The sequence below is a fragment of the Pseudomonas sp. KBN12P06040 genome, from assembly GCF_037574965.1.
Taxonomy (GTDB): Bacteria; Pseudomonadota; Gammaproteobacteria; order Pseudomonadales; family Pseudomonadaceae; genus Pseudomonas; species Pseudomonas aeruginosa.
In genome coordinates this window covers 5594573-5621452 of record NZ_JBBELS010000001.1, presented here as the reverse complement: position 1 = coordinate 5621452, position 26880 = coordinate 5594573, and the positions used below count along the sequence as shown (strand labels likewise).

At 67.6% G+C, this 26880-nt stretch carries 24 protein-coding genes; 17 read left to right on the top strand and 7 right to left on the bottom strand.

Features of this window, described 5'->3' with window-relative positions; translation table 11 throughout:
- Window positions 1–45: 45 nt before the first annotated feature.
- Window positions 46–1674: a diguanylate cyclase GcbA gene (gene gcbA / locus VQ067_RS26570; protein WP_003106227.1), complete on the bottom strand. Its 1629-nt coding sequence runs from the start codon at window positions 1672–1674 to the stop codon at window positions 46–48.
- Window positions 1675–2026: 352 nt separating this feature from the next.
- Here gcbA and VQ067_RS26565 point away from each other — a divergent pair, with 352 nt between their 5' ends.
- The 4 genes from VQ067_RS26565 to speA all read left to right on the top strand — a co-directional run bounded on the left by VQ067_RS26565 (window position 2027) and on the right by speA (window position 6373).
- On the top strand, window positions 2027–3097 hold the full coding sequence (locus VQ067_RS26565; protein WP_003095371.1) for a DUF2333 family protein: 1071 nt from the start codon (window positions 2027–2029) through the stop codon (window positions 3095–3097).
- 3 nt (window positions 3098–3100) lie between these two features.
- Window positions 3101–3637 carry an NUDIX hydrolase gene (locus tag VQ067_RS26560; protein WP_003095369.1) on the top strand — a complete coding sequence of 179 codons (537 nt, stop codon included), beginning with the start codon at window positions 3101–3103 and terminating at the stop codon, window positions 3635–3637.
- A gap of 203 nt (window positions 3638–3840) precedes the next feature.
- Window positions 3841–4212, top strand: coding sequence for a translation initiation factor Sui1 (locus tag VQ067_RS26555; protein ID WP_003106225.1), 372 nt, complete (start codon window positions 3841–3843; stop codon window positions 4210–4212).
- A gap of 250 nt (window positions 4213–4462) precedes the next feature.
- Window positions 4463–6373, top strand: a complete 1911-nt coding sequence (speA, locus tag VQ067_RS26550; protein WP_003095365.1) for an arginine decarboxylase — start codon at window positions 4463–4465, stop codon at window positions 6371–6373.
- A gap of 243 nt (window positions 6374–6616) precedes the next feature.
- On the opposite strand, the gene VQ067_RS26545 is transcribed toward speA, so the two are convergent.
- The gene (locus VQ067_RS26545) at window positions 6617–7771 is read right to left on the bottom strand and encodes a DUF1624 domain-containing protein (protein WP_003112330.1); all 1155 of its coding nucleotides are present in this window, start codon (window positions 7769–7771) and stop codon (window positions 6617–6619) included.
- 141 nt (window positions 7772–7912) lie between these two features.
- Between VQ067_RS26545 and cntO the strand changes: the two genes are divergently transcribed.
- Genes cntO through cntI form a run of 4 tightly spaced genes read left to right on the top strand, consistent with a single transcriptional unit; the run spans window position 7913 to window position 12994 of the window.
- Window positions 7913–10039, top strand: coding sequence for a pseudopaline transport outer membrane protein CntO (cntO, locus tag VQ067_RS26540; RefSeq protein WP_033990038.1), 2127 nt, complete (start codon window positions 7913–7915; stop codon window positions 10037–10039).
- A gap of 29 nt (window positions 10040–10068) precedes the next feature.
- Window positions 10069–10860 carry a pseudopaline biosynthesis protein CntL gene (gene cntL, locus VQ067_RS26535; protein ID WP_003135317.1) on the top strand — a complete coding sequence of 264 codons (792 nt, stop codon included), beginning with the start codon at window positions 10069–10071 and terminating at the stop codon, window positions 10858–10860.
- Window positions 10857–12158, top strand: coding sequence for a pseudopaline biosynthesis dehydrogenase CntM (cntM, locus tag VQ067_RS26530; protein WP_003095356.1), 1302 nt, complete (start codon window positions 10857–10859; stop codon window positions 12156–12158). Before cntL ends, cntM begins: the two co-directional genes overlap by 4 nt.
- Window positions 12140–12994, top strand: a complete 855-nt coding sequence (gene cntI / locus VQ067_RS26525; RefSeq protein ID WP_003104336.1) for a pseudopaline transport inner membrane protein CntI — start codon at window positions 12140–12142, stop codon at window positions 12992–12994. Before cntM ends, cntI begins: the two co-directional genes overlap by 19 nt.
- 44 nt (window positions 12995–13038) lie before the next feature.
- Here the strand turns inward: cntI and trhA are convergent, their stop codons facing one another.
- Window positions 13039–13656: a PAQR family membrane homeostasis protein TrhA gene (gene trhA, locus VQ067_RS26520; protein ID WP_003095352.1), complete on the bottom strand. Its 618-nt coding sequence runs from the start codon at window positions 13654–13656 to the stop codon at window positions 13039–13041.
- Between the two features lie 230 nt (window positions 13657–13886).
- Between trhA and VQ067_RS26515 the strand changes: the two genes are divergently transcribed.
- A complete protein-coding gene (locus tag VQ067_RS26515; protein WP_003095350.1) occupies window positions 13887–14684 on the top strand; it encodes an SDR family NAD(P)-dependent oxidoreductase in 798 nt (265 codons plus the stop codon).
- 4 nt (window positions 14685–14688) lie between these two features.
- Here VQ067_RS26515 and VQ067_RS26510 read toward each other — a convergent pair whose 3' ends face one another.
- Window positions 14689–15249: a TetR/AcrR family transcriptional regulator gene (locus VQ067_RS26510; protein ID WP_023118108.1), complete on the bottom strand. Its 561-nt coding sequence runs from the start codon at window positions 15247–15249 to the stop codon at window positions 14689–14691.
- Between the two features lie 67 nt (window positions 15250–15316).
- The gene (locus VQ067_RS26505; protein WP_033990040.1) at window positions 15317–15856 is read right to left on the bottom strand and encodes a PaaI family thioesterase; all 540 of its coding nucleotides are present in this window, start codon (window positions 15854–15856) and stop codon (window positions 15317–15319) included.
- A 172-nt stretch (window positions 15857–16028) separates the two neighbouring features.
- On the opposite strand from VQ067_RS26505, the gene lpdA reads away from it, so the two are divergent.
- The gene (gene lpdA / locus VQ067_RS26500; protein WP_004352607.1) at window positions 16029–17432 is read left to right on the top strand and encodes a dihydrolipoyl dehydrogenase; all 1404 of its coding nucleotides are present in this window, start codon (window positions 16029–16031) and stop codon (window positions 17430–17432) included.
- 4 nt (window positions 17433–17436) lie between these two features.
- Here lpdA and VQ067_RS26495 read toward each other — a convergent pair whose 3' ends face one another.
- Window positions 17437–17892 (bottom strand): DUF2214 family protein, encoded by a 456-nt coding sequence (locus VQ067_RS26495; protein WP_003104329.1) that lies wholly within the window; start codon window positions 17890–17892, stop codon window positions 17437–17439.
- A gap of 124 nt (window positions 17893–18016) precedes the next feature.
- On the opposite strand from VQ067_RS26495, the gene VQ067_RS26490 reads away from it, so the two are divergent.
- From VQ067_RS26490 to VQ067_RS26460, 7 genes are all read left to right on the top strand, one after another.
- Window positions 18017–18856, top strand: coding sequence for an arylamine N-acetyltransferase family protein (locus VQ067_RS26490; protein WP_003110506.1), 840 nt, complete (start codon window positions 18017–18019; stop codon window positions 18854–18856).
- 329 nt (window positions 18857–19185) lie between these two features.
- Complete coding sequence (locus VQ067_RS26485; RefSeq protein WP_015503722.1) at window positions 19186–19404, top strand: hypothetical protein; 219 nt, start codon at window positions 19186–19188, stop codon at window positions 19402–19404.
- Window positions 19405–19630: 226 nt separating this feature from the next.
- Window positions 19631–22342 carry a magnesium-translocating P-type ATPase gene (gene mgtA / locus VQ067_RS26480; RefSeq protein WP_003095335.1) on the top strand — a complete coding sequence of 904 codons (2712 nt, stop codon included), beginning with the start codon at window positions 19631–19633 and terminating at the stop codon, window positions 22340–22342.
- Window positions 22343–22439: 97 nt separating this feature from the next.
- On the top strand, window positions 22440–23216 hold the full coding sequence (locus VQ067_RS26475) for a hypothetical protein (RefSeq protein WP_003135296.1): 777 nt from the start codon (window positions 22440–22442) through the stop codon (window positions 23214–23216).
- Window positions 23217–23266: 50 nt separating this feature from the next.
- On the top strand, window positions 23267–23476 hold the full coding sequence (locus VQ067_RS26470; protein WP_003121106.1) for a hypothetical protein: 210 nt from the start codon (window positions 23267–23269) through the stop codon (window positions 23474–23476).
- Window positions 23477–23518: 42 nt separating this feature from the next.
- A complete protein-coding gene (locus VQ067_RS26465) occupies window positions 23519–25186 on the top strand; it encodes a Na/Pi cotransporter family protein (RefSeq protein ID WP_009314302.1) in 1668 nt (555 codons plus the stop codon).
- Window positions 25174–25542, top strand: coding sequence for an SLOG family protein (locus VQ067_RS26460; RefSeq protein WP_019485520.1), 369 nt, complete (start codon window positions 25174–25176; stop codon window positions 25540–25542). The genes VQ067_RS26465 and VQ067_RS26460 overlap by 13 nt, the downstream gene beginning before the upstream one ends.
- Here VQ067_RS26460 and VQ067_RS26455 read toward each other — a convergent pair.
- A complete protein-coding gene (locus VQ067_RS26455) occupies window positions 25518–26879 on the bottom strand; it encodes an MATE family efflux transporter (protein ID WP_003111808.1) in 1362 nt (453 codons plus the stop codon). The two genes, VQ067_RS26460 and VQ067_RS26455, sit on opposite strands and share 25 nt — an antisense overlap.
- Between the last annotated feature and the right edge of the window lies 1 nt (window position 26880).

The following is a 26880-nucleotide window of genomic DNA, read 5'->3' as shown; positions in this document are numbered from 1 at the left end:
CCGCAGGTTATTTCCGTTTGGTTACCAGGTGATGACAAAGAGCCATTACCGGGCGTCGGGACGATATACCTCGATCCGGTTGCGTCCGCCGTGCTTGGCCCGGTACAGCGCTTCGTCGGCCTGCTTGGCCATGCTCTTGATATCGAGGTCCGGGGTCAGCTCGGCGATGCCGCAACTGAAGGTGCAGCGCAGGTCGGTCGGTTGCGCCGGGTAGTGGATCTCGGCGAAGCGCTGGCGAATCTCGTCGAGCACCAGGCGCGCGGCGTCCAGATCGGTGTCCGGAAGGACCACGGCGAACTCCTCGCCGCCATAGCGGCCGATGTGGTCGGTCTTGCGCAGGCGCTGCTTGAGAAACAGCGCCAGGCCCTTGATCACCCGGTCGCCCATGGGGTGGCCGAAACGGTCGTTGACCTGCTTGAAGTGGTCGATGTCGAGCATCGCGAAGCTCAGCGGACGGCCATCGCGACGCGCGCGCAGGCGGGCGTCCTCGAGCAGTTGCAGGGTATGGGTGTGGTTGTACAGGCCGGTCAGGCTGTCGCGCACCATCCGCGCCTTCAGGCTGCGCGCGCGGCTGGCGCGGGTGCGCACGGTGGCGATCAGGTGGCGCGGGCGGATCGGCTTGGTGAGGAAGTCGTCGCCGCCTTCGCTCATGGCGTCCAGCTGCTTGTCCAGGTCGTCCTCGGCGGACAGGTAGATGATCGGCACGCTGACGTGGCGTTCGTGCTGGCGGATCACCTTGGCCAACTCGGTGCCCAGGCACTCGGGCATGTACATGTCGAGGATGATCAGGTCGGGCTGGAAGTCGCTCAGCTCAGCCATCACCGACAGCGGCTCGGTGAGCGCGCGGGTGATGATCCCGGCGCTGTTGAGGACCATCTCGGTGTGCAGCGCCTGGGCCCGGGAGTCGTCGACGATCAGTACCCGGTAGGGTTCGTAGAAGCTCAGGCGGCTGAGGGTCTCGATCTTTTCCAGCACGCTGGAGGCGTCCAGGGTGCCGGTGAAGAATTCCTGGCCGCCGGCGCGGGCTGCGGCCAGGCGGGTCGGGGTGTCGGTCTCGCTGTCGCTGAAGAACAGCACCGGCAGCTTGTGTTCGAGGCCGGCCTGGGCCTCGCTGGCCAGTCGCAGGCCCATGTCGGGGCCGGCGAAGTCGACTTCCATGACGATCGCCGCCGGGTAGCGTTCGCGCATGCTGGCGCGGAAGGCGTCGGCGGTCTCGCAGCTCAGCGCCTGCAGACCGAAGAACTCCAGTTGCTGGGCCAGGCGCTCGGCGCGTTCGCGGTCCTTCAGTGCCAGGTAGACCGGTTTGCGCAATGGCGGCAGGACGGTGTGCTCGAGCTGGTCGCCATGCCGCAGGCCGGTGCGCGACAGGCGCTGCATCAACTGGTTGAGTTCGCTGATCGACTCGCTGGAAAGCCGGCCGCGGTTGGCCTCGACGACGTCCAGGGTACGGTCGATGGCACCGGCCAGCTGGGCATGCTCGGCTTGCTCGAAGCGTTCGGCGTAGCGCTGCAGGCGCAGGGTGGCGTCGGCCAGTTCTTCCATGCCGTCGCTGTTCCACTCCGCGCGGGTCAGGCGTTGCCAGACCTCCAGAACCTGGCGCGCCTGGTTGATCACTCGCTGGGCGAAGTGGTGCTTCAGGCGGTCCAGGGTCGGGTCATCGTGCTCGGTCATCATGACGCGCTTCTTTCGTGGTCTTCGCGGCAGAGCGTCGCTGCGAATGATGGCTCTATGCTATCACCTATCGCCATGAAAGCCAGCGGCCGTTGGGCGGCTGACGAGAGGAGCCTTTTCTTTTCCAAATGTCATCCCCACCTGTTGGTGGGTGCCTTTGTGCGACGGACTACGGCATGCTTATGCCTGTTTCGGAAAATTCTCACTGAGCATTCCGGCACAAAACCGGCTTCCACTACGCTGAAAGCCGACGATGCCGAGGTTTTCGGCGTCCTGGAAGGGTTGGCGCTTGGCACGGAACGCGTTCGCCATGGTCCAATCCCCCATCTATCGAGCTGTTTTAAGGACCCTTGCCATGCTGGACTGGAAGAAGCGTCGTGGGACCATGCGCGATCGCGTGGACAATTCCGTGGATGATGTGCGTACCTACTTCGGCGGCCCCTGGCTGGTGCGCGTGGTGGGAGGCCTGCTGGGCGTCTACCTGCTGGTGGCGATGCTGGTCGGCTGGTACTGGAGCCAGGAACCCGACCTGTTCCCCGTGCAGCAGGACGCCCAGGCCGCCGCCGAGCGCGCCGGGCGGCAGATGGTCACCGGCTACACCACGGTGGAGACCCTCAAGGAAGTGGTCGACACCCTGCTGACCAAGCCGGGCGGCTACATCTCCAACGACATCTTCCCGCCGGGCATCTGGATGGACAACATGCCCAGCTGGGAGTATGGCGTGCTGGTCCAGGTGCGTGACATCAGCCGGGCGCTGCGCAAGGACTTCGCCCGTTCGCAGTCGCAGTCCACCGAGGACGCCGACCTGGCTCGCGCCGAGCCGCGCTTCAACTTCGACAACAAGAGCTGGGCGCTGCCGGCGTCCGAGTCGGAGTACCAGGAAGGCATCAAGTCGCTGGACCGCTACCTGGCCCGCCTGTCCGACCCGAACCAGCCCAACGCGCAGTTCTATGCCCGCGCCGACAACCTGAACAACTGGCTGGGCGACGTCGCCACCCGCCTGGGCTCGCTGTCCCAGCGCCTGTCGGCGAGTGTCGGCCGGGTCAAGCTGAACACCAACATCAAGAACCCCGAAGAAGTACAGCCGGGCGAGGCGCCCAAGGTCGAGGAAGTGGTCCAGGAAACCCCCTGGCTGCAGATCGACAACGTCTTCTACGAGGCCCGTGGCCAGGCCTGGGCGCTGTCGCACCTGCTGCGCGCCATCGAGGTCGACTTCGCCGACGTGCTGGCGAAGAAGAACGCCACGGTCAGCGTGCGGCAGATCATCCGCGAGCTGGAGGCCGCGCAGGAGCCGTTGTGGAGCCCGATGGTGCTGAACGGCAGCGGCTACGGCATCCTGGCCAACCACTCGCTGGTGATGGCCAACTACATTTCCCGCGCCAACGCCGCGGTGATCGACCTGCGCCAGCTGCTTTCCCAGGGCTGACCCATGGCCGCGCCGATCAGCGCCGAAGAGGTGGCCCACCGGGCCGCCTCCGACGCCGAACTCATCGCCTGGGTCGACGAGCAGGACCGCCCGCTCGGTAGCCTGCCGCGCGCGGAGCTGCGCGAGCGCGGGCTGATCGGTCGCGGCACCTTCATCCTGCTGTTCAACTCCGCCGGCGAGCTGTGCGTGCAGCGCCGGACCCTGAGCAAGGCGGTCTATCCGGGGTACTGGGACCTCGCCGCCGGCGGCATGGTCCAGGCCGGCGAGCCCTACGCCGACTCCGCCGCCCGCGAACTGGAGGAAGAGCTGGGAATCCGCGACGCGGTTCTGCGCGAACATGGCCGCTTCTTCTTCGACGAACCGGGCAACCGGCTCTGGTGCGCGGTGTTTTCCGCTGTCTCCGATGCGCCCTTGCGCCTGCAGGCGGAGGAAATCTCCGAAGCACGCTTCATCCGTCCCGAACTGGCGCTGGAAGAGGCTCGCAGCCTGCCGTACTGCCCCGATTCCCTGCAGGCGTTGCGCCTGTACCTGGATGCCTGAGCCGCGGATGTCGCCATTTCACCGATCAATGGCGCATTTTCGCTCTTAGCATTTGCTCGCAATGCTGCTAAATTGCGCGACCTTTTCGGGCGGTCCCCATGCCGCCCCTGCGCAGCCCCTGCCTGAGTGGGGCGTCGCGGTCGGCTCCCGCCGGCCATCGTTATTGACCTGGCCCGTCGAGGCCATTCTGGGGGAAACGCCCGGTGGTCAAAAAAGCTTCGTCCCTGTCCGCCCTCGGCGGGCTGGTGTATTCCACGGATGGCGGCCGGCATTGCCCGGACTGCCAGCAACCCAAAGACGCCTGCATCTGCGGGCAGGCCGTAGCGCCTGTCGGCGACGGGATCGCGCGCGTGCGCCGCGAGACCAAGGGCCGCGGCGGCAAGACGGTGACCACCATCAGTGGCCTGCCGCTCGCCGGCGATGCGCTCAAGGAGCTGGCCAGCGCGCTGAAGCGGCGCTGCGGCACCGGCGGCAGTCTCAAGGACGGCGTGGTGGAGATCCAGGGCGAGCATGTCGAACTGCTGATCGACGAACTCCTCAAGCGCGGTTTCAAGGCGAAGAAGTCCGGCGGCTGACCGCGTTCTCCCCTGCAGAGAGCGGGCAGGTCCGGCACCGCGAAGGCCGCGCCAGCCCTTTCCCTAGATGGGAGACTGCGGATACCCGCATGAGCGGATTTCCTCGGCTTTCCTAAACTACCGCCCAGTGTGGCGGTCAACACGGCAACGTCACATCCTCCGGCTAGCCTCCACCACAGGCGTGCCGGCCCAGGGCCATCCGGAGATCCCGGCGCCCGCCCGACCCCGAACATTGAGGAGATCACCGCGCATGGCCGCTCGACGGACTCGCAAAGACGATGGCAGCAACTGGACCGTGGCCGACAGCCGCGGCGTATACGGCATCCGCCACTGGGGTGCGGGTTATTTCGCCATCAACGATGGCGGCAATGTCGAAGTGCGTCCGCAGGGCGCCGACTCGACGCCCATCGATCTCTACGAGCTGGTCGGCCAGTTGCGCGAGGCGGGCCTGAGCCTGCCGCTGCTGGTGCGCTTCCCGGATATCCTGCAGGACCGCGTGCGCAAGCTCACCGGCGCCTTCGACGCGAACATCGAGCGCCTCGAATACCAGAGCCGCTATACCGCGCTGTATCCGATCAAGGTCAACCAGCAGGAAGCGGTGGTGGAGAACATCATCGCCACCGAGAACGTCTCCATCGGCCTGGAGGCAGGCTCCAAGCCGGAACTCATGGCGGTGCTGGCGCTGGCCCCGAAGGGCGGCACCATCGTCTGCAACGGCTACAAGGACCGCGAGTTCATCAAGCTGGCGCTGATGGGGCAGAAGCTCGGGCACAACGTGTTCATCGTGATCGAGAAGGAATCCGAGGTGCAGCTGGTGATCGAGGAGGCCGCCAACGTCGGCGTGCAGCCCCAGGTCGGCCTGCGTGTGCGGCTGTCCTCGCTGGCTTCGTCGAAGTGGGCAGACACCGGTGGCGAGAAGGCCAAGTTCGGCCTTTCCGCCGCCCAGCTGCTGTCGGTGGTCGAGCGCTTCCGCCAGGCCGGTCTCGACCAGGGCGTGCGCCTGCTGCATTTCCACATGGGCTCGCAGATCGCCAACCTGGCCGACTACCAGCACGGCTTCAAGGAAGCCATCCGCTACTACGGCGAGCTGCGCGCGCTCGGCCTGCCGGTGGATCACATCGACGTCGGCGGTGGCCTTGGCGTCGACTACGACGGCACCCATTCGCGCAACGCCAGCTCGATCAACTACGACATCGATGACTATGCCGGCGTGGTGGTCGGCATGCTCAAGGAGTTCTGCGACGCCCAGGGCCTGCCGCATCCGCACATCTTCTCGGAGAGCGGCCGGGCGCTGACCGCGCACCATGCGGTGCTGATCACCCAGGTCACCGACGTCGAGCGGCACAACGACGACGTGCCGAAGATCGTCGATCTCGACGAGCAGCCGGAGATCGTCCGCTGGCTGGCCGAACTGCTCGGCCCGACCGATGCCGAGATGGTCACCGAGACCTACTGGCGCGCCACCCACTACATCGGCGACGCCGCCGCGCAGTATGCCGACGGCAAGATCAGCCTGGCGCAGAAAGCCCTCGCCGAGCAGTGCTACTTCGCTATCTGCCGGCGCCTGCACAACCAGCTCAAGGCCCGCCAGCGCTCCCACCGGCAGGTCCTCGACGAACTCAACGACAAGCTCGCCGACAAGTACATCTGCAACTTCTCGGTGTTCCAGAGCCTGCCGGATACCTGGGCCATCGGCCAGGTGCTGCCGATCCTGCCGCTGCACCGCCTGGGCGAGGAGCCGGATCGGCGCGCGGTACTGCAGGACCTGACCTGCGACTCCGACGGCAAGATCACCCAGTACGTCGACGAGCAGAGCATCGAGACCAGCCTGCCGGTGCACGAGGTGAAGGAGGGCGAGGACTACCTGATCGGGGTGTTCCTGGTCGGCGCCTACCAGGAGATCCTCGGCGACATGCACAACCTGTTCGGCGACACCGACTCGGTGAACGTCTACCAGCGCGCAGACGGCGGCATCTATCACGCCGGCATCGAGACCCACGACACCATCGAGGACATGCTGCGCTACGTGCACCTGTCGCCGGAGGAACTGATGACCCTCTACCGCGACAAGGTCGCCGGGGCCAAGCTCACCGCCCGCGAGCGCAACCAGTACCTGGATGCGCTGCGCCTGGGGCTGACCCGCTCGGCGTACCTGTCCTGACTGGCTAGCCCGTCGGCGACGGGAAGCGAACCAGGCAATGGCCGGCGGGCGCGAGGCGCCCGCCGGCCGTTTCGTTTCCGTTATCTGGGAGTTCCGCGCAACCCTTCATTTCTACTTCCCTGCCGGCGGTGGACGTCGGCGTGGTTGCCTGCTGTGTCCGGCGGATAACGCTCCGCATCATTCGTCCTACCCGTGGGGGGGGAAGGGCCGGACGTTTCCAGCGGCTCCTGGATGCTCCGCGCCTCAGAAGTACTTCAACCAGGCGATATCCCGCCGCCGCGCCTTGAAACCAGCGAACCAGTGCACCGCCGGGTACAGCGCCACGGCCAGCAGGATGCTGCACAGCCATAGCGCAGGCACCGAGGAGAAACCGAAGTAGTCGCCCCGATTGGCGCCCCAGATCGCCAGCGCCAGCAGGTACAGCAGCTTCAGTAGGTAGAGATGCAGCAGGTAGAAGAACATCGGCGCTCCGCCGAACGCCACCAGGGCCTTGCCGCGACCGCTCCAGTCCAGGCGTTCGAACCAGGCCAGGAGCAGCAGGCCGATTCCCAGGGTGAGGGCGAGGAACAGCAGCGACGGCGGATACTTGGTGACGTTGAAGAAGCCCATCAGGGTGATCGCCGGCGTCTCGCCGAAGGCCCAGGGTTTCTCGCCATAGCCGTTGAGCAGGCGCAGCAGGATGAAGCCGAGCAGCAGCCCGCCACCGCCCGCCAGCAGGTAGCGTCGGCGCGTGGTTGCCGGCGTGGCGCCGCTGAACCAGTTGCCTGCGGCATAGCCCAGGGCGATCACACCGATCCACGGCAGCAGGGGGTAGGAGGTGCGCAGGCGCAGGGCGTCGCCCGCTTCGATCCAGCCGCGGTCGTGGAGCACCGCCCACGGCAGGTGCCAGGCCGAGCCGGGAGCGAAATGCAGCGGATCGAGCAGGTTGTGGCCGGCCACCAGCAGCACGCCGAGCGCCGCGAGCAGAGGGCGCGGCAACCAGAGCAGGGCGGCCAGGGCGAGCATGCTCAGGCCGATCGCCCAGATCACCTGGAGGTAGATCACCGTCGGCGGCAACTGGAAGGTCCAGGCGAAGTTCACCAGGGTCAGTTCCAGCGCCACCAGGAACAACCCGCGCTTGAACAGGAACGCCGAGACCGCCCGGCGTCCCTGGTGCTTCTCGCCGTAGAGGAATGCCGACAGGCCGGTGAGGAAGACGAACACCGGCGCGCACAGGTGCGCCAGGGTGCGGCTGAGGAACAGCGCCGGCTCGGTGCTGGCGACGTCCATCGGGTCGCCGACCTGGCGGTGCAGGAAAAAGGTCTCGCGGACATGGTCGAGCAGCATGAACAGCATCACCAGGCCGCGCAGGGCGTCGATGCTGTGCAGGCGGGAGGAATTGGAGATGGAGTTGGGCATGGCTGGGCTGGTCGTCGGAAAAGAGGGATGAGTATCACAGCCTGGCGGCGAGACGCGAGATAGAGCCGGGCATTGTATTGCGAGGCCGGAATCGAACTGGTAGCGTTATAGTATATCATTTCTTTTCTGGTGCGATTTCCCATGAGAGTCAGTGTGTCGCTTGTCCTCGGTGTCGGCCTCGGTTGCAGCAGCCCGGCGCTCTGGGCGGAAACGGAAAGTCCCGCGGAGCTTGAGGTCCTCACTGTCACCGCCGAAGCGGAGCGCGCGGCGGGCCCGGTGCAGGGCTACCGGGCCAATCGGTCGGCCAGCGCGACGCGCACCGACACCCGTATCGAGGACATCCCGCAAGCCATCAGCGTGGTGCCGCGCCAGGTGCTCGACGACCTTGACAGCGCTCGTATCGAACGGGCGCTGGACTTCGCCGGCGGGGTCTCGCGGCAGAACAACTTCGGCGGCCTGACGATGTTCGAGTACAACGTCCGTGGCTTCACCACTTCGGAGTTCTACCGCGACGGCTTCAGCGCCAACCGCGGCTATATGAACGCCCCGGACAGCGCCACCATCGAGCGCGTGGAAATCCTCAAGGGACCGGCCTCCAGCCTGTACGGGCGCGGCGATCCCGGCGGCACGGTGAACCTGGTGACCAAGAAGCCCCAGGCCGAGCGCTTCGCCCGCTTGCATGCCAGCGCCGGCAGTTGGGACCGCTACCGCTCGACCCTGGACCTGAACACGCCGCTGGACGAAGAGGGCGACCTGCTCTACCGGATGAACCTGGCGGTGGAGGACAGCAAGGGCTTCCGCGACTACGCCGACGGCCAGCGCCTGCTGGTGGCGCCATCGTTCAGCTGGCAACTGGACCCGGACACCTCGTTGCTGGTGGAAGCCGAGGTGGTGCGCAACCGCCAGGTCTTCGACCGCGGCACCGTGGCGCCGCACAACCACCTGGGCAGCCTGCCGCGCTCGCGGTTCTTCGGCGAACCGGACGACGGCAAGATCGACAACAACAACGAAACCCTCCAGGCCACCCTGCGCCATCACTTCAACGAGCAGTGGAGCCTGCGCCTGGCCAGCCACTACAAGCATGGCCACCTGGACGGCTACGCCTCGGAGAACTCCAGCCTCGCCGCCGACGGCTACACCCTGCGCCGGGAGTACCGCTACCGCGACTTCGAGTGGCACGACAGCATCACCCAGCTCGACCTGCTCGGCGATCTCCATACCGGCTCGATCCGCCACCAGTTGCTGATGGGCCTGGAGTACGAGCGCTACCACAACGACGAACTGATCCTGCGTAGCATCCCGTCGCGCAACCCCTATGCCATCGACATCCGCCGGCCGGTCTACGGCCAGCCGAAACCACCCTTCGGACGCGACGACCGCAACCACGAGGAAGTCGACGCGATGGCCCTCAACCTGCAGGACCAGATCGAGTTCAACGAGAAATGGCGCGGCCTGCTCGGCGTGCGCTTCGACCGCTACCGCCAGGACATGAACGCCACGCGCCTGAACAATGGCCGCTTCCGCGACACCAGCTCGCAGCAGACCCAGCGTGCCGCCACCCCGCGCATCGGCGTGCTGTACCAGGCGACCCCGGAGGTCGGCCTGTTCGCCAACGCCTCGAAATCCTTCAAGCCCAATGGCGGTACCGACATGGCCGGCAAGGCCTTCGACCCGGAGGAGGGGCGCGGCTACGAGGCGGGGGTGAAGCTCGACCTGCTCGATGGCCGGCTGGGCTTGACCCTCGCCGCGTTCCACCTGAAAAAGAAGAACGTGCTCACCGCCGACCCGAGCAATCCCGGTTACCAGCAGACCGCCGGCGAGGCGCGCAGCCAGGGCTTCGACCTGCAGTTCAGCGGCCAACTCACCGAGCAGTTGCGGCTGATCGGCGCCTACGCCTATATCGACGCCGAAGTGACCAAGGACGAGAACATCGCCCGTGGCAGCCGCCTGCTCAACGTGCCGAAGCACAGCGGCAGCCTGATGGGCGTCTACGAGTTCCGCGAAGGCTGGCTGCACGGCGCTGACGCCGGCGCGGCGGTCAACTATGTCGGCGAGCGCGCCGGCGACAGCAGCGACAGCGGCTTCGAACTGCCGGCCTACACCACCGTCGACCTGCTCGCGCACTATCCGCTGGCGAGCAATGCGACCCTCGGGGTGAACGTCAACAACCTCTTCGATCGTCGCTACTACGAGCGTTCCTATAACAACGTCTGGGTCGCCCCCGGCGAGCCGCGCAACCTGACCATGAGCCTGACCCTGAACTACTGAGCCCTCTACCGCCGCCAGGAAGCCATGCCATGCAAGGACGCACACCGCTGCTGGAAACCCTCCGCGAACTGGAATGCGAGATTCGCCTGCTCACCGTCTATGCCCGCGAGTGTTGCGGCTGCTACGAGATCCTCAGGCGCAAGCTCGACCGTCTGAGCGGACTGATCGGGGAGGATTGCAGCCGGGCGCAGTGGCAGGCCGATTCGGACGACCCTGCGTTGCAGGCGCTCGGCCTGCGCCTGCGCGACGCGGCGGTGCAGGCCCTCTGCGAACTGGAGAAGCACCTTTGCCAGGGCGTGCTGCATGAACCCGGCGAGATGGGCCGCTACCTGGGTAGCCTGCTGGAATCCATCCGCGGCGAACTCGACAGCGCCGGGATAGATGCTGATGCACGGGTCCTGTTCGTCGGCTCCGGTGCCCTGCCGACCTCGGCCCTGGTGCTGGCGCGGGAGGTCGGCGCACATTTGTGCTGCCTGGACATCGACGAGGAGGCCCTGGGCTATGCCCGCGAGATCGCCCGCTGCCAGGGGCTGGAGGCGCGCATGCAGTTTTCCTCGCTGCCGCCGGCGGAACTGGCGTTTTCCCGCGATGCCACGCATTTCCTGATCGCTTCGCTGGTGCAGCAGAAAAGCGCGGTACTGGCGCAGATCCGCCAGGTCATGCGCGCCGACGCCAAGGTCCTGCTGCGTCACGGCAGCGGCATCAAGGGACTGTTCAACTACCCGGTTGAGCCGGCCGAACTGGAGGGCTGGCGGGTTTGCGCGGAGCGGGTCAGCCAGCCGCTGTACGACACCCTGATCCTGGAGAAGGCCGGTCGATGAACGCCGCTGATGAGAGCCTGGGCAACGTCCTGCTGGTCGGTCTGGGCGCGGTGGCGATCCAGGTCGCGCTGGACCTGCGCCGCCACGGTGCCGGTCGCCTCGGCGCGCTGAACCATCCCGGCCGGCGCAGCCAGCGGATCGCCGAGGCCCTGGCGCGCGGCGCCTGCCTGCAACTGGAAGGGCAGGGGCAGCATCGCTGGCTGTCCGGCAACGCCGCGCTGGACGTCTTCCACCAGGACCCCGCTGAGCTTCGCGACGATTGGCAGACCCTGGTGCTCTGCGTGCCGGCCGACAGTTACCTGGACGTGGTCCGCGGGTTGCCCTGGGAGCGACTCGGCGGGGTGCGCACGCTGCTGCTGGTGTCCGCCTTCATCGGCGCCAACCTGCTGGTGCGCAGCGCCCTGCCGGCGGGGTGCCAGGCGACCGTGCTGAGCCTGTCCAGCTACTACGCGGCGACCAAGGTGATCGACGAGACACAACCGCTGCGGGCCCTGACCAAGGCGGTCAAGCGCAGGGTCTACCTGGGTTCCAGCCGGCCGGACTGCCCGGCGCGGGAGACCTGGCGGCGAGTCCTGGCCGGCAGCGGGGTGGAGGTGGTACCCCTGGCGACGCCGGAAGCGGCGGAGGGCCGCAACGTCACCACCTACGTGCACAGTCCGTTCTTTCTCGGCGAGTTCGCCCTCGCCCGGATACTTTCCGAGCAGGGGCCGCCCGGTTTCATGTACAAGCTCTACCCGGAGGGACCTATCACCCCCGGGGCCATTGGCGCCATGCGGCGGCTGTGGTGCGAGCTGAGCGAACTGTTGCGGCGGATGGGCGCCGAGCCGTTGAACCTGCTGCGGTTCCTCAACGACGACAACTACCCGGTGCACGAGACGATGCTGCCGCGCGCGGCCATCGACGGCTTCGCCGAGGCCGGCGCCGAGCGCCAGGAATACCTGCTGTTCGTGCGCTACGCGGCGTTGCTGGTCGATCCGTTCTCTCCGGCCGACGAGCAGGGTCGCCACTTCGACTTTTCCGCCGTGCCGTTCCGCCGCGTCAGTCGCGACGAGGATGGACTCTGGCGGCTCCCGCGGGTGCCGCTGGAGGACTATCGCAAGCTGGCGCTGATCGTCGCGCTGGCCGCCCACTTCGACCTGGCCATGCCGCAGGCGCGCAGCCTGTTGGCGAGCTACGAGAACGCCGTGTCCCGATTCATCGATTGCCAAGGAGCGAGCCAGTGCCATCCAAGCCTGTATCCGATCGACAGCCGTCCGGCGGCGGACGCCATCTATCGCCAATGGTGCTCGACCTGCTGAAGAGCGGGGTGCTGCTGGCGGTGCTGGCGTCCTTCACCTTCAGCGTGATGAACGCCCTGGTCAAGGAAGCCAGCGCCACCCTGCCGGCTGCCGAGATCGTGTTCTTCCGCAGCGCCATCGGTACCCTGCTGATCTACCTGCTGATGCGCCAGGCCGGTGTCGCCCTGTCGCGCCAGGGCGTGCCGATGCTGCTGGTGCGCGGGGTGATGGGGGCGCTGTACCTGGTCTGCTATTTCTACGCCATCGCCCATATCCCGCTGGCGGACGCGAGCATCCTGGCGCACATGTCGCCGTTCTTCGTCATCCTCTTCTCCGCGCTGTTCCTCGGCGAGCGGATTCCCCGGGCGGTCTATTGGCTGTTGCTGGTGGTGGTGCTCGGCGCGCTGATGATCGTCAAGCCGTTCAGCTATTCCAGCTACTCGGTATACGCCGTGGTCGGCCTGCTCAGTGCGGTGTTCGCCGCCGGTGCCTCGGTGGCGATCCGCCAACTGAGCGCGCGGCACCATACCTACGAGATCGTCTTCTACTTCCTGGCGGTGGCCACCCTGGTGGCCATCCCGCTGATGTGGAACGACTTCGTGGTGCCGGCGACGCTGCGCGAGTGGGGGCTGCTGCTGGCCATCGGGGTGGTATCGCTACTCGGCCAGGTGTTCCTAACCCGCGCCTTCAGTCACGAGAGCGCGACCATCGTTGCGGTGACCCGCTATATCGGCATCGTCTTCAACGCCGGCTGGGGCTGGCTGTTCTGGAGCGAGGTGCCGGACGCGCTGACCATCGCCGGCGGCGTGCTGATCGTGGTGGCGTGCATCGCGCTGTCGCGGACGAAGAAGGGCTGAGCCTCCGGCGCGACCAGCTCCCGCTGCTTCGCGCCGGACCGCGCCTAGAGTACGTAGCGCCAGATCGCCACGAAGTGGAGGAGGCTGCCGGCGATCACGAACAGGTGCCAGATGCCATGCCAGTGGCGGAAGCGGTGGTCATAGGCATAGAAGACGATCCCTACGGTATAGAGCACGCCGCCGGCCGCCAGCCAGGTGAAGCCGGCGCTGCCGAGGGCGGCGAGCAGCGGTTTCACCGCGATCAGCACGATCCAGCCCATCACCGCGTAGATCACCACCGACAGCACTCGCGCCTCGGAGCGTGGCTTGATCTCCTGGAGCATGCCGAGTACCGCCAGGCCCCAGACGATGCCGAACAGCGTCCAGCCCCAGGGACCGCGCAGCGTGACCAGGCAGAAAGGCGTGTAGCTGCCGGCGATCAGCAGGTAGATGGACAGGTGGTCGAGCTTGCGCATCACCACCTTCGCTCGCCCGCGCACGCTGTGGTAGGCGGTCGAGATGCTGTAGAGCAGCGTCAGGGTGACGCCGTAGACGCCGACCCCGACGATCTTCCACGGACTGCCGTTGAGGCTCGCCTGGACCGTCAGCCATACGGCGCCGGTACAGGCGGCGACCGCACCGATCAGGTGGGTCCAGGCATTGAGTCTTTCACCGTGATACATGACGCATGATCCTCCCGCGATGGACAACGCCATGGTAGGGCATGTCGGGGTGGTGTGGGTCCTGACCTTTTATTGGCGTTTTCCGTGACGGTTGCATGAAGGTTTTCCTCATCCCTCCCTGCTCGTTGGAACGGATAAAGGCTTGACGGTTTTAATTATGGTCATAATATTAAGTGTGTAATATAAACAGCCGCTGTCAGCGGTCAGGCTTTTTTCCAGCGAGAACCCACATGAACGAACAGATTGGCAATGGCGTCGCCCTGGTCACCGGCGCCTCTTCCGGAATCGGCGCGACCTACGCCGAGCACTTGGCCCGCCGTGGCCACGACCTGTTGCTGGTGGCGCGCGACCGGCAACGCCTGGAAGCCCTGGCGGATCGACTTCGCCAAGCCCACGGGGTCAGGGTGGAGATCCTGCGCGCCGACCTGTCCGAGCGCGACGATAGGTTGCGGGTCGAGCGACGGTTGCGCGACGACGCCTCGATCGCGTTGCTGGTGAACAACGCCGGCGTGGCGATGAACGGTCCGCTGGCCGATGCCGACATGGACCGGGCGGAGCGGATGATCGCCCTCAACGTGGTGGCCCTGACCCGCCTGGCTGCCGGCGCGGCGGAGGGGTTCCGCCGGCGTGGCGGCGGCGCCATCGTCAACCTTGGTTCGGTGGTGGCGCTGGCGCCGGAGTTGTTCAATGCCGTCTATAGCGCGACCAAGGCCTACGTGCTGAGCCTGAGCCAGTCGCTGCAGCACGAGCTGGCCGGCAGCGGCGTTTACGTCCAGGCGGTGCTGCCCGGCGTCACCCGTACCGAGATCTGGGAGCGCAGCGGCACCGGAATCGCCGGGATTCCCGCGGAGATGGTGATGGAGGTCGAGGACCTGGTGGAGGCGGCGCTGGTCGGTTTCGATCGGCGTGAAGCGGTGACCATCCCGTCGTTGCCGGATGCGGCCGATTGGCAGGCGCTGATGACGGCGCGGGCCAGGCTCGCGCCCAATCTGTCGCGGCAGCGGCCGGCCGAGCGCTACCTCGGCTGAGGCCCTAGCGCTCCATCTGCTCCAGCAGCTTCTTGCGCGTCGCTTCCAGTATCCGTTGCGACAGCGCCTCATCCTGCACGCTGCGCGACAGTTGCAGCGCGCCGACCAGCGAAGCGAGCAGCAGCACGGCGCGCTCGCCTGCGTCCTCGCCCTCCAGGGCCGCTTCGATCATCGCCAGGCGCTTGCGCACGATGCTGTCGGTGGTCGGGCTCGGCGTGCCGCGCTGGCCGAGTTCCGCCGACAGGGTCGGCAACGGGCAGCCGGCGCCGGGGTTATCGCGGTGACGCGGCGACAGGTACTGCTCTATCAGCAGCGCCAGCGGTCGTTCCGCCTCCGCCAGGGGCGCGGTGATTTCGTCGAGTTGCGCCGCGGAATGCCGCAACGCGGTTTCCACCAGGTCGTCCTTGGACTTGAAGTGCGCGTAGAAGCCGCCATGGGTCAGGCCCAGGGCCTTCATCAGCGGTTGCAGCCCGGTGGCGCCGACGCCGTCCTGGCGGAACAGCCGGGCAGCCTCCTCGACGATACGCCGGCGGGTCTTCTGCTTGTGGTCTTCGGGATAACGCATGGCTTCGATACCTTGGAATGCAGGTCGTCATCTTAACGCCTGGCGGCCTTCCCTGGCGAAGCCGCGTTCATCCGGCCATGTGCAGGACCAGGCAGGTGGTCGAGCCGACGGCGTAGAGACGGTCGTCGACATCGTACAACCGGCCCTCGGCGACCGCCGTCGAGCGGCCGAGGTGCACCACCCGGCCTTCGGCGCGTACCGGACCGACCTTGTCGGTCAGCGCGCGCAGGTAGCTGATCCGCAGGTCGGTGGTGGTATAGCCCTGGCCGGCCTGGAGCCGGGTATGGATCGCGCAGCCCATGCAGGAATCCAGCAGCGACGCGGCGTAGCCGCCGTGCACGCTACCCAGCGGATTGTAGTGGCGGCGGTCCGGGGTGCCCTGGAACAGGAAGCGCCCTTCGGACCACTCGATGGGAACGAAGTCGACCAGTTCGCCGTAGGGCGGGCAGGGCAGCTCGCCGCTGCCGATGCGGTCGAAGAACTCCTGCGGGGAGAGCGCGGCGACTTGCGCCAGCTCCAGGGTTCCGCTGGCGCCGAGGCGGGCGCGGGCGGCCCGCTCGGTGGCGATCCAGGCGTTCAGGCGGTCTTCGCGGCTGGGCTGTTCCATGGTGGTGCTCCTGTCGTGGTGGGAAAGGGTTGCAGGAAAATTACGGCCATCATATAAGCTTTGTATGAAGAGTGAAATACAATCGCTTTCGGTCCCTCTACGCGGCGTTTCCTCTATTTGCGCCGGCGTCGCCTACGCTGAGGGGGCCGTGGCGGGACAACCGAGGAGCAGGATGATGGAAAGCTATGACGTGATCGTGATTGGCGCCGGTCCGGGGGGCTACAACGCTGCCATTCGCGCCGGCCAGCTAGGCCTGAAGGTGGCCTGCGTGGAGGGTCGCGAAACCCTCGGCGGGACTTGCCTGAACGTCGGCTGCATGCCGTCCAAGGCCCTGCTGCACGCCTCGGAGCTATACGCCGCGGCGAGCGGCGGCGAGTTCGCCCGGCTCGGCATCCGGGTCAGCCCGGAACTGGACCTGGCGCAGATGATGAAGCAGAAGGACGAGAGCGTCGCCGCCCTGACCCGTGGCGTCGAATTCCTCTTCCGCAAGCACAAGGTGCAGTGGATCAAGGGCTGGGCGCGCTTGCAAGGCGAGGGCCGGGTCGGCGTGGCCCTTGCCGACGGCGGCCACGCGCAACTGGAGGCGCGCGATATCGTCATCGCCACCGGTTCGGAACCGGCGCCGCTGCCCGGCGTGCCGGTGGACAACCAGCGCATCCTCGACTCCACCGGCGCCCTGGAGTTGGCCGAAGTGCCTCGCCACCTGGTGGTGATCGGCGCCGGCGTGATCGGCCTGGAGCTTGGTTCGGTCTGGCGCCGGCTGGGCGCACAGGTCACGGTGCTGGAGTACCTCGAGCGGATCTGCCCGGGGCTGGATGGGGAAACCGCAAGGACCCTGCAGCGCGCCCTGACCCGCCAGGGCATGCGGTTTCGCCTCGGCACCCGCGTGGTCGCCGCGCGCAGTGGCGAGCAGGGCGTCGAACTCGACCTGCAACCGGCCGCCGGCGGCGCTACGGAATCGCTGCAGGCGGACTACGTGCTGGTGGCCATCGGCCGGCGCCCCTATACCGAAGGACTGGGGCTGGAGACGGTCGGCCTGGCCAGCGATCGTCGTGGCATGCTGGAGAACCAGGGACAGCGCAGCGCGGCGCCGGGCGTCTGGGTGATCGGCGACGTGACCTCGGGACCGATGCTGGCGCACAAGGCCGAGGAAGAGGCGATCGTCTGCATCGAGCGGATCGCCGGGCATGCGGCGGAGATGAACGCCGAGGTGATTCCGTCGGTCATCTACACCCAGCCGGAAGTGGCCAGCGTCGGCCTCGGCGAGGAGCAGTTGCAGGCGGCGAGGCGCGAGTACAAGGTCGGACGCTTCCCGTTCAGCGCCAACAGCCGGGCGAAGATCAACCACGAGAGCGAAGGCTTCATCAAGATCCTTTCCGATGCCCGCAGCGACCAGGTGCTCGGCGTGCACATGATCGGGCCGGGCGTCAGCGAGATGATCGGCGAAGCCTGCGTGGCCATGGAGTTCAGCGCCTCGGCGGAGGACCTCGCGCTGACCTGCCATCCGCATCCGACCCGCTCCGAGGCGCTGCGCCAGGCGGCGATGGACGTGCATGGCCGGGCCATGCAGAACTGAGGGCTCAGCCGCGCATGCCGAAGCCGCGCGCCATCAGCGTAGCCAGCAACGGAATGACCAGCAGCAGGAGCAGTTGCAGGCGCACCGCCAGGACCACCCGCCGGCCCCGGGCCGGCGTCACCGCCGGCACTTCGCCGGCCTTGAGGGCGCCGCGCCAGCCAAGGAAGGTAACGGTCGGCAACAGCGAGACCAGGGCAGCGAGGACGAATAGCCCGACCTTGGCGTGGAACAGGCCATTGTGCAGGTAGTAGTCGACACCCTTGCCGTACCACAGCACCCGCGCCAGCCCGCTGGCCAGTACCGCCAGGGCGCAGAGGCCGTAGCCGCGGTCGATCGCCGCCAGGCTGCGGGCGCGCTCCAGGTCCAGCGGCAGGCGCAGCAGGCGGTGCTGCAACACCAGCAGGGCGAACAGCAGGAAGATCGACAGGTAGTGCAGGTAGGCGACGATTGCCTGGGCCATGGCGGCGTTCCTCGGGGTGGGATGGGCACAGTCAAGCAGACCCCGGGCCAATGTGCCTGACGGCGCTTCCGGTATTCCCCGAGAATGCGTCTAGAATCGAGCTGGCCATTTTCCGGAGCCCGCCATGACCCCGCTGACGCCCGAGCAGACCCATGCCTACCTGCACCATATCGGCATCGACGATCCCGGTCCGCCGAGCCTGGCGAATCTCGACCGACTGATCGACGCGCATCTGCGCCGGGTCGCCTTCGAGAACCTCGACGTGCTGCTCGACCGCCCCATCGAGATCGACGCCGACAAGGTTTTCGCCAAGGTCGTCGAGGGCAGCCGCGGCGGTTATTGCTTCGAACTCAACTCGCTGTTCGCCCGCCTGCTGCTGGCCCTCGGCTACGAGCTGGAACTGCTGGTGGCACGGGTACGCTGGGGGCTCCCGGAGGACGCGCCGCTGACCCAGCAATCGCATCTGATGCTGCGTCTGTACCTGGCGGAGGGCGAGTTCCTGGTGGATGTCGGCTTCGGCTCGGCCAATCCGCCGCGAGCACTGCCTTTGCCGGGCGACGAGGCGGACGCCGGACAGGTGCATTGCGTGCGCCTGGTCGACCCGCACGCCGGTCTCTACGAAAGCGCCGTGCGCGGTCGCAGCGGCTGGCTGCCGCTGTACCGCTTCGACCTGCGCCCGCAGTTGTGGATCGATTACATCCCGCGCAACTGGTACACCTCTACCCACCCGCACAGCGTGTTCCGCCAGGGCCTGAAGGCCGCCATAACCGAGGGCGACCTGCGCCTGACCCTGGCCGACGGGCTGTTCGGCCAGCGCGCCGGCAACGGCGAGACGCTGCAGCGCCAACTGCGCGACGTCGAGGAACTGCTGGACATCCTGCAGACCCGTTTTCGCCTGCGCCTCGACCCGGCCTCCGAAGTGCCGGCGCTGGCGCGACGGCTGGCGGGACTGATCTCCGCCTGAGCGCTTTTGGCCGATGTCTTTTCGCCGGACTCCTGCGGGAATTTTCCGATGTTCCATAGAAGCCTGAACGAAACGGCTTTTTCGGTTGACCTCGTCTGGCAAGAGGTCTATAAAACCCCCGCCCGCAGAGCCGGGCACTTTCTTTCCCCCTACGAAGAGAGCCATGGACAGTATTCCCAGTAGTCGTCGCCCGGCCCAGCAGATGCCGGCTGGTGCGATGACCCAAACCAACGCACGACGGAACCCGCAACGGGTCGGTCGGTTGAGCGGCATCCTGGGCTGACCCACTGCTTCTCACCCGTGTCCGGCACGCCGGGTACAGGTGAGTCATGAACTTCGAGAATTCGGTATCCCCCGGCGTATCCGCCTTCGTGGCGAAGATGCGCGTGCGCGCCGCGCAATCCCCCGGCGCGATCCTTCCCGGCCACGGCCATCCCGCGAGCCTCGCCTGGCGTGTCGACCCGGCCGGCGGTCGCCTGGAGTATCGCCGCCTGGAGACGCAGGTCGAAGAGAACCCTGTGAGCGGACGCCGCCCGATGCGCGGCTGACGCTTTCTCCTGCCTAACCCTTCGCACAAGGAGCCTGCCATGGACGAACCACCAAGTCGGCCTGCTGCGTGCCGCCTGAGCGGCCGCGCGCAGTGGGCCTCACCCGGACAAGCCGAACATTCTTCCCACCGATCGCGAACATCGCGACCCGGCACGCCTTTGCCTGTCACCTGACCGGCAACCGACTCGTGTCGCCGTCGCGCAGCTCGCGACAGGAGACCGAGTCATGAGCGTAGCGACCCAACGCAATACCCAGCTCGATACCGAGCGCCGCAACGACCGACTGTCCATGCGCGCCGCCCGCGAAGCGCAGAACAGCCTGGAAACCACCCTCACCAACGTCCGCGGTCGCCAGGACGGCCTCGACCAGGCCGAGGCCGCCGCCCGGCTGCACGCCGACGGCCCCAACGAAGTGGCCCACGACCGTCCGCCACACGTCCTGGTGCAACTGCTGCAAGCGTTCAACAACCCCTTCATCTACGTGCTGATGACGCTCTCCGCGATCAGCTTCTTCACCGACTTCTGGCTGCCGCTGCAGGACGGTGAGGAAACCGATCTCACCGGCGTCATCATCGTCCTCTGCATGGTCCTGGTCAGCGGCCTGATGCGCTTCTGGCAGGAATACCGCTCGGGCAAGGCCGCCGAGGCGCTCAAGGCCATGGTGCGGAACACCGCCACCGTGCTGCGCCGCGACGAGCGCGGGATGCGCGGCGAGCTGCGGGAAATCCCCATGGGCGAACTGGTGGTCGGCGACATCGTGCGCCTGTCCGCCGGCGACATGATCCCCGCCGACATCCGCCTGATCGAATCGCGCGACCTGTTCATCAGCCAGGCCGTACTCACCGGCGAGGCGCTGCCGGTGGAGAAATACGACACCCTCGGCGCGGTCCGCGAGAAGTCCGCCAAGCGGATCGCCGCCGACCAGCAGGACCTGCTCGAACTGCCGAACATCTGCTTCATGGGCACCAACGTGGTCAGCGGCACGGCCACCGCGGTGGTGGTCGCCACCGGTGCGCGCACCTATTTCGGTTCGCTGGCCCGTTCCATCGTCGGTTCGCGGGCGCAGACCGCCTTCGACCGTGGGGTGAACAGCGTCAGTTGGCTGCTGATCCGCTTCATGCTGGTGATGGTGCCGATCGTGCTGCTGATCAACGGCTTCACCAAGGGCGACTGGACCGAGGCGTTCATGTTCGCTCTCGCCGTGGCGGTCGGCCTGACCCCGGAAATGCTGCCGATGATCGTCAGCGCCAACCTGGCCAAGGGCGCGGTGGCGATGTCGCGGCGCAAGGTGGTGGTCAAGCGCCTTAACGCGATCCAGAACTTCGGCGCCATGGACGTACTCTGCACCGACAAGACCGGCACCCTGACCCAGGACCGGATCATCCTCGAGCATCACGTCGACGTTGCCGGCCGGCGCTGCGACCGGGTCCTGCAAATGGCCTGGCTGAACAGCTTCCACCAGTCCGGGATGAAGAACCTGATGGACCGCGCGGTGGTCGCCTTCGTCGAACAGAACCCGCGCATCACGCCGTCGGATGCCTGGCGCAAGGTCGACGAACTGCCCTTCGATTTCGTCCGTCGGCGTCTCTCGGTGATCCTCGAGGGCAAGGACGGCGAACACCTGCTGGTGTGCAAGGGCGCGGTCGAGGAAATGCTCGAGATCGCCACCCGCGTGCACCAGGACGGCGTCGACCTGCCGCTCGACGAGGAACGCCGCCGGGCCCTGCTGGCGCTGGCCGAGCAATACAACCGCGACGGCTTCCGCGTGCTCCTGCTCGGCACCCGCAGCCTCTCGCGCACGGAGTCCCAGGCCCAGTACGGCGCCAGCGACGAGCGCGATCTGGTGATCGCCGGCCTGCTGACCTTCCTCGATCCGCCGAAGGAAACCGCCGGCCCGGCCATCGCCGCGTTGCGCGAGAACGGCGTGGCGGTGAAGGTGCTCACCGGTGACAACCCGGTGGTCAGCGCGAAGATCTGCCGCGAGGTCGGCCTGGACGTCGGCGAGCCGCTGCTCGGTCGCGACATCGACCTGATGGACGATGCCACCCTGCAACGCCTGGCCGAGGAGCGCACGGTGTTCGCCAAGCTGACGCCGCTGCAGAAGTCGCGGGTGCTCAAGGCCCTGCAGGGCAACGGACACACCGTCGGCTTCCTCGGCGACGGCATCAACGACGCCCCCGCGCTGCGAGATGCCGATGTCGGCATCTCGGTGGACAGCGGCACCGACATCGCCAAGGAATCGGCCGACATCATCCTCCTGGAAAAAAGCCTGATGGTCCTGGAGGAGGGCGTTATCAAGGGCCGCGAGACCTTCGGCAACATCATGAAGTACCTGAACATGACTGCCAGCTCCAACTTCGGCAACGTGTTCTCGGTACTGGTGGCCAGCGCCTTCATCCCCTTCCTGCCGATGCTGGCGATCCACCTGCTGCTGCAGAACCTGATGTACGACATCTCCCAGCTGTCGCTGCCGTGGGACAAGATGGACAAGGAGTTCCTCGCCAAGCCGCGCAAGTGGGACTCGAAGAACATCGGCCGCTTCATGGTCTGGATCGGCCCGACCTCGTCGATCTTCGACATCACCACCTACGCGCTGATGTGGTTCGTGTTCGCCGCCAACAGCCCGGAAATGCAGTCGCTGTTCCAGTCCGGCTGGTTCATCGAGGGCCTGCTCTCGCAGACCCTGGTGGTGCACATGCTGCGTACCCAGAAGATTCCCTTCATCCAGAGCACCGCGGCGCTGCCGGTGATGCTGATGACCGGGCTGGTGATGGCGCTGGGCATCTACGTGCCGTTCTCGCCGCTGGGAGCGATGGTCGGCCTGCAGCCGCTGCCGTGGGAGTACTTCCCCTGGCTGGTGGGCACGCTGCTCTGCTACTGCGTCACCGCGCAGACCATGAAGACCCTCTACATCCGCCGCTTCGGCCAGTGGTTCTGAGCGATCGGCCGGGCTTCGTCCCGGCCTTTCCCGGCGCGTCGGCAAGCCTCGCCGCGCCGCGCAACGCACACCGGACCCACGCATGGAGAGACGCATCATGACCCTGCACGACCGGCGCCCGCGGGCGCCCCTTTTCCAACCGCTGCCGGCCGCGCTGCGACGCGCCCTGTCCTGGCGCCTGGGCTTCGTCGCCGCCGCGCTCGCCTGCGTCCTGCTGCTGGCGCTGCTGTCCGAGGCTCGCGCCGCGGGCGGCGCCTACCGGGTCGACGACGGCGAGATCGACCCCGTCGGCGAATGCAACCTGGACGCCTGGCACCAGCGCGAACGGCACCACGGCAACCGCTACCAGTCGGTGCTGTCGCCCGCCTGCACCTTCTCCGCCCTACCATCGGTGCAGCTCGGCGCGGCGCTGGTGCGCGAGGGCGACGCGGGCGATCGGCACAGCCGCCTCAGCCCCGAGCTGAAGACACCGCTGCTGGCCCGCGACGACCTCGGCCTGGCGTTGGCCCTGGCGCTCTCGGCGGATCTCTACCTGGACCGCCGGCACGCCTTCGAAGGCGCCGGCTTCAACCTGCCGCTGAGCTACCAGCCGTTCGAGGCCCTGCGCCTGAACGCCGGGGTCGGCCTGGGGCATGCCTACGCCGAGGGCGAGCGCCGGCATCGCTGGAACTGGGGTATGGGCATGGAATACCGCGTCGGCCAGCCGTTGACCCTGATCGCCGAACGCTTCGGCGAGTCGGCCGGCGACAGCGGCTGGCAGGCCGGACCGAGGCTGCACCTGGGCGAACGGCTGGACCTCGACCTGCTGGTCGGCGGCCACCTGCGCGGCGAGCGCGAGCGATGGCTGGTCTCGGGAGCGACCTTGCGTTTCTGAGCCCAAGGGCGTGCCGCGCTGCGGCGCGCTCCTCCACCGAGGAAGCAGCCATGAACGTCGTACGCAAATGCCTGGGCGCGTCTCGCCGCGCGCTCTGTGGCCTGGCAGCACGGCTGCTGGCGAAGGCCGCGCACCTGCTGATGGTGATCAGCGTGCGCGCATACGCCAGCGGCCGCCTGAGCCAGGTCGAAGTGAAATACCTGCTGGACTGCTCGAGCGCGCTCAACCGTGCCTCGCTCAGGCTGGCCATGGGTCAATGAGCCCGTTCCCTTCACGATCCATTCCGAACCGGGAGTTCCGCCATGCTGGGAACCATCCTCCTGATCAACCTGGCCGGTGCCGTGGCCCTCCTGTTGTGGGGCACGCACATGGTCTCCAGCGGCGTGCTGCGCGGTTTCGGCACTGCGCTGCGCAACTGGCTCGGCCGCCACCTGGGCAACCGCTGGCTGGCCCTGCTCGCCGGGCTCGGCATCACCGGCCTGCTGCAGAGCAGCACCGCCACCAGTCTGATGGCAGCGTCCTTCACCGCCAGTGGCACCCTGGGCCTGGCGCCGGCGCTGGCAGTGATGCTCGGCGCCAACGTCGGCACCACTCTGGTGGTGCAACTGCTCAGCTTCGACACCTCGTTGCTGGCGCCGCTGGCCCTGCTGTCCGGCCTGCTGCTGTTCCGCCTGGGCGACGGTCCGCGCCTGGAGAGCCTTGGCCAGTGCCTGATCGGACTCGGTCTGATGCTTCTGGCGCTGGCGTTGCTCGGCCATTCCCTGCAGCAGATCGAGGCCTCGCCAGCCTTTGTCGCGGTGATCCACGGCCTCGAAGGCGATCCGCTGATCGCCCTGCTGCTCGCCGCGCTGCTGACCTGGGCCTGTCATTCCAGTGTCGCGGTGGTACTGCTGGTGGCGTCCCTGGCCCAGGCCGGACTGGTCTCGTTGCCCATCGCCCTGGCCCTGGTGCTCGGTGCCAACCTCGGCGGCGCCTTGCCGGCGCTAGGGGTGGCCGGTAGCCGGGTGGCGCGGCGCTTGCCGTTGGGCAACCTGCTGGTGCGCCTGCTCGGTTGCCTGCTGGTGCTGCCCTGGCTGACGGCGCTGGCGCAACCGGCCAACGCACTCGGCGGTGCGGCGGCGGTCTGGTTCCACAGTGCTTTCAACCTGGCCTTGGCACTGCTGGCGATCGGTTTCACCGGACCGCTTGCGGCGCTGCTCGCGCGCCTGTTGCCGGAAGAGGCACAGTCCGACGAGCCGGGCATGCCGCGCTACCTCGACGAAGCCGGGCTGGAGGTGGCCAACATCGGCCTGGCCAACGCTACTCGCGAAGTCCTGCGGCTGGCCGACATGGCCAGTCTGATGCTGCGCGCCACCAGCGGCCTGTTGCAGCGACCGGAGGCGAAGGTGGCGGCGGAAATCCGTCGCCAGGACCAGGCCCTCGACCAGTTGAGTGCGGCGATCCGCGCCTACCTGGCAGACCTCGGCCAGGACGGCCTCGGCGACAGCGACGCCGATCGTGCCCAGGAAATCCTCCTGTTCGCCATCAACATCGAGCACATCGGCGATCTCGTCGCCAACAGCCTGCTGCCCCTGGCGATGCGCTGGGCCGGGCGCAGTCGCGCCGGCAGCGAGTTCGAGCTGGGCCGCATGCTGCCGTTGCAGGCGGCGATCGAGGAGAGCCTGCACCTGGCGATCAGCGCGTTCCTTCGCGAAGACCTGGACGCCGCGCTGCGCCTGGTGGCGCGCAAGAAGTTGCTGCAGCGACTGGAGGCCGATGCCAGTCGCGAGCGCTTCCGTCGCCTGCGCGACGATCGCGGTGCCTGGGTGGAGTCCGGTGACGTGTTCCAGCGCATTCTCCGCGACTACCGACGCATCCACCATCATGTCACCGCCCTGGCCTATCCGCTGCTCGAACGCAGCGGCATCGATCCGATGGCGAAGCGGCCGGACGAGCCAGGGCAAGGGGAGGGATCGGCATGCGCCTCCTGATCTGCGCCGGACGCCATTTCAAGGACGCCGAACGCCTGCGCCTGGCGCTCGACCAGTGCCACGGCCTGCAACCGGTGGCGCTGCTCGGCCACCTGCTGCATGCCGGCAGCGGCCTGCCGGACGAGGCCGAGCGCTGGTGCCGCGAGCGTGGCGCGGATTCGCGCGCCTACGATTATCCGGAGCGCAGTGGCAGCGACAACGCCCTGCGCGAGTATGGCGAGGCCGTCCTCGGCGATGCCGCGCCGGACCTGGTGCTGGTGTTTCCCGGCGGGCGCCTGGCCAGCGAACTGGTACAGGTCGCGCACGCTGGCGACGTCCCGCTGATGCTCGCCTATCGCCCGCTGTCGGCGCCCTGAGCGGCGAACCAGCCATCGCGGCGGGTCAGGCGCCAGCCGTAGGCGGCCAGGACCAGCCCGCGCAGCAGCATGAAGGCGAGGAACGCCAGCCATAGCCCGTGGTTGCCCAGCCCCTGCAACAGCCAGCCGAGGGGCAGGCTGGCGGCCACCGCGACGAGCATCGCGTTACGCATCTCGCGGGCGCGGGTGGCGCCGATGAACAGGCCGTCGAGCAGATAGCTCCACATCCCCAGCAGCGGCAGGCAGGCCAGGTACGGCAGATAGGCGTAGGCGACTTCGCGGACGCCGGCGATGTCGCTCTGCAGGTCGATGAACAGGTGGCCGAACAGGGCGAACAGCGCGGCGAACGCCAGGCTTGCCAGCAGCGACCAACCACCGGCCACCACCAGCGCGCGGCGCAGGGCGGTTCGGTCGCGGGCGCCGATGGCGTGGCCGCAGAGCGCCTCCACCGCGTGGGCGAGACCGTCGAGGGCGTAGGACGTCAGGAGCAGGCCGTTGAGCAGCAGGGCGTTGGCGGCTACCGTGGCGTCGCCGAGGCGGGTGCCCTGTACGGTGAGCAGGAAGAACACCAGTTGCAGGGCCAGGCTGCGGATGAAGATATCCCGGTTGACCATCAGCAGCGGTAGCCAGGACAGCCAGTGGCGCAGGCGTTGCCACTGCGCCCGCCCGGGGCGCCGGGCCAGGTCGCGGCGGGTCAGGGCCAGGCCGAGCAGGGCGCCGCTCCATTCCGCCAGCACCGAGGCGCGGGCCGCGCCTTGCACGCCCCAGTCGAGGCCGTGGACGAACCAGAGCACCAGGGCGATGTTGCTCAGGTTGGTGGTCAACAGGATCGCCAATGGCGCCCGTGCGTTCTGCGTGCCGAGGAACCAGCCGACCAGTGCGTAGCTGGCCAGGGCCGCCGGCAGGCCGAGCAGGCGGGTATGGAAGAAGGCGCGGGCCTCGCCGGTCAGTTCCGCCGACGGTTGCATCAGTTGCAGGGCCCAGCCGCTCAGGGGCAGGGCCAGCGCGCCGAGCAGCAGGGCCAGGAGCAGCGCCATGCCCAGGCCCTGGGCGAGGATCAGGCGCAGCGCGCCGCCATCGTCGCGGCCGGCGGCCTGGGCGGCGAAGCCGGTGGTGCCCATGCGCAGGAAGCCGAGCACGCCGACCATCAGGGTGTACAGGCTGCCGCCCACGGCTACCGCGCCGAGCTGGTAGGCGTGCGGCAGGTGGCCGACCACCGTGCTGTCCACCAGGTGCACCAGGGGAACGGAAACGTTCGACAGAATCATCGGCCCGGCCAGCGCCCAGACCCTGTGGTGGGTCGGGGCGTGGCGCCAGGCATCGCGCAACAGGCTCATG

Coding starts and splice junctions, on each gene's coding strand:
- VQ067_RS26505 (WP_033990040.1), bottom strand. CDS start 15,856: ATGGAACAGCCCAGCCGCGAAGACCGCCTGAACGCCTGGATCGCCACC.
- VQ067_RS26490 (WP_003110506.1), top strand. CDS start 18,017: ATGACCCCGCTGACGCCCGAGCAGACCCATGCCTACCTGCACCATATC.
- gcbA (WP_003106227.1), bottom strand. CDS start 1,674: ATGATGACCGAGCACGATGACCCGACCCTGGACCGCCTGAAGCACCAC.
- VQ067_RS26470 (WP_003121106.1), top strand. CDS start 23,267: ATGAACGTCGTACGCAAATGCCTGGGCGCGTCTCGCCGCGCGCTCTGT.
- VQ067_RS26465 (WP_009314302.1), top strand. CDS start 23,519: ATGCTGGGAACCATCCTCCTGATCAACCTGGCCGGTGCCGTGGCCCTC.
- VQ067_RS26485 (WP_015503722.1), top strand. CDS start 19,186: ATGAACTTCGAGAATTCGGTATCCCCCGGCGTATCCGCCTTCGTGGCG.
- VQ067_RS26545 (WP_003112330.1), bottom strand. CDS start 7,771: ATGCCCAACTCCATCTCCAATTCCTCCCGCCTGCACAGCATCGACGCC.
- cntL (WP_003135317.1), top strand. CDS start 10,069: ATGCAAGGACGCACACCGCTGCTGGAAACCCTCCGCGAACTGGAATGC.
- VQ067_RS26510 (WP_023118108.1), bottom strand. CDS start 15,249: ATGCGTTATCCCGAAGACCACAAGCAGAAGACCCGCCGGCGTATCGTC.
- cntI (WP_003104336.1), top strand. CDS start 12,140: ATGGTGCTCGACCTGCTGAAGAGCGGGGTGCTGCTGGCGGTGCTGGCG.
- VQ067_RS26560 (WP_003095369.1), top strand. CDS start 3,101: ATGGCCGCGCCGATCAGCGCCGAAGAGGTGGCCCACCGGGCCGCCTCC.
- VQ067_RS26460 (WP_019485520.1), top strand. CDS start 25,174: ATGCGCCTCCTGATCTGCGCCGGACGCCATTTCAAGGACGCCGAACGC.
- VQ067_RS26565 (WP_003095371.1), top strand. CDS start 2,027: ATGCTGGACTGGAAGAAGCGTCGTGGGACCATGCGCGATCGCGTGGAC.
- trhA (WP_003095352.1), bottom strand. CDS start 13,656: ATGTATCACGGTGAAAGACTCAATGCCTGGACCCACCTGATCGGTGCG.
- mgtA (WP_003095335.1), top strand. CDS start 19,631: ATGAGCGTAGCGACCCAACGCAATACCCAGCTCGATACCGAGCGCCGC.
- VQ067_RS26455 (WP_003111808.1), bottom strand. CDS start 26,879: ATGAGCCTGTTGCGCGATGCCTGGCGCCACGCCCCGACCCACCACAGG.
- speA (WP_003095365.1), top strand. CDS start 4,463: ATGGCCGCTCGACGGACTCGCAAAGACGATGGCAGCAACTGGACCGTG.
- cntM (WP_003095356.1), top strand. CDS start 10,857: ATGAACGCCGCTGATGAGAGCCTGGGCAACGTCCTGCTGGTCGGTCTG.
- cntO (WP_033990038.1), top strand. CDS start 7,913: ATGAGAGTCAGTGTGTCGCTTGTCCTCGGTGTCGGCCTCGGTTGCAGC.
- VQ067_RS26475 (WP_003135296.1), top strand. CDS start 22,440: ATGACCCTGCACGACCGGCGCCCGCGGGCGCCCCTTTTCCAACCGCTG.
- VQ067_RS26515 (WP_003095350.1), top strand. CDS start 13,887: ATGAACGAACAGATTGGCAATGGCGTCGCCCTGGTCACCGGCGCCTCT.
- lpdA (WP_004352607.1), top strand. CDS start 16,029: ATGATGGAAAGCTATGACGTGATCGTGATTGGCGCCGGTCCGGGGGGC.
- VQ067_RS26495 (WP_003104329.1), bottom strand. CDS start 17,892: ATGGCCCAGGCAATCGTCGCCTACCTGCACTACCTGTCGATCTTCCTG.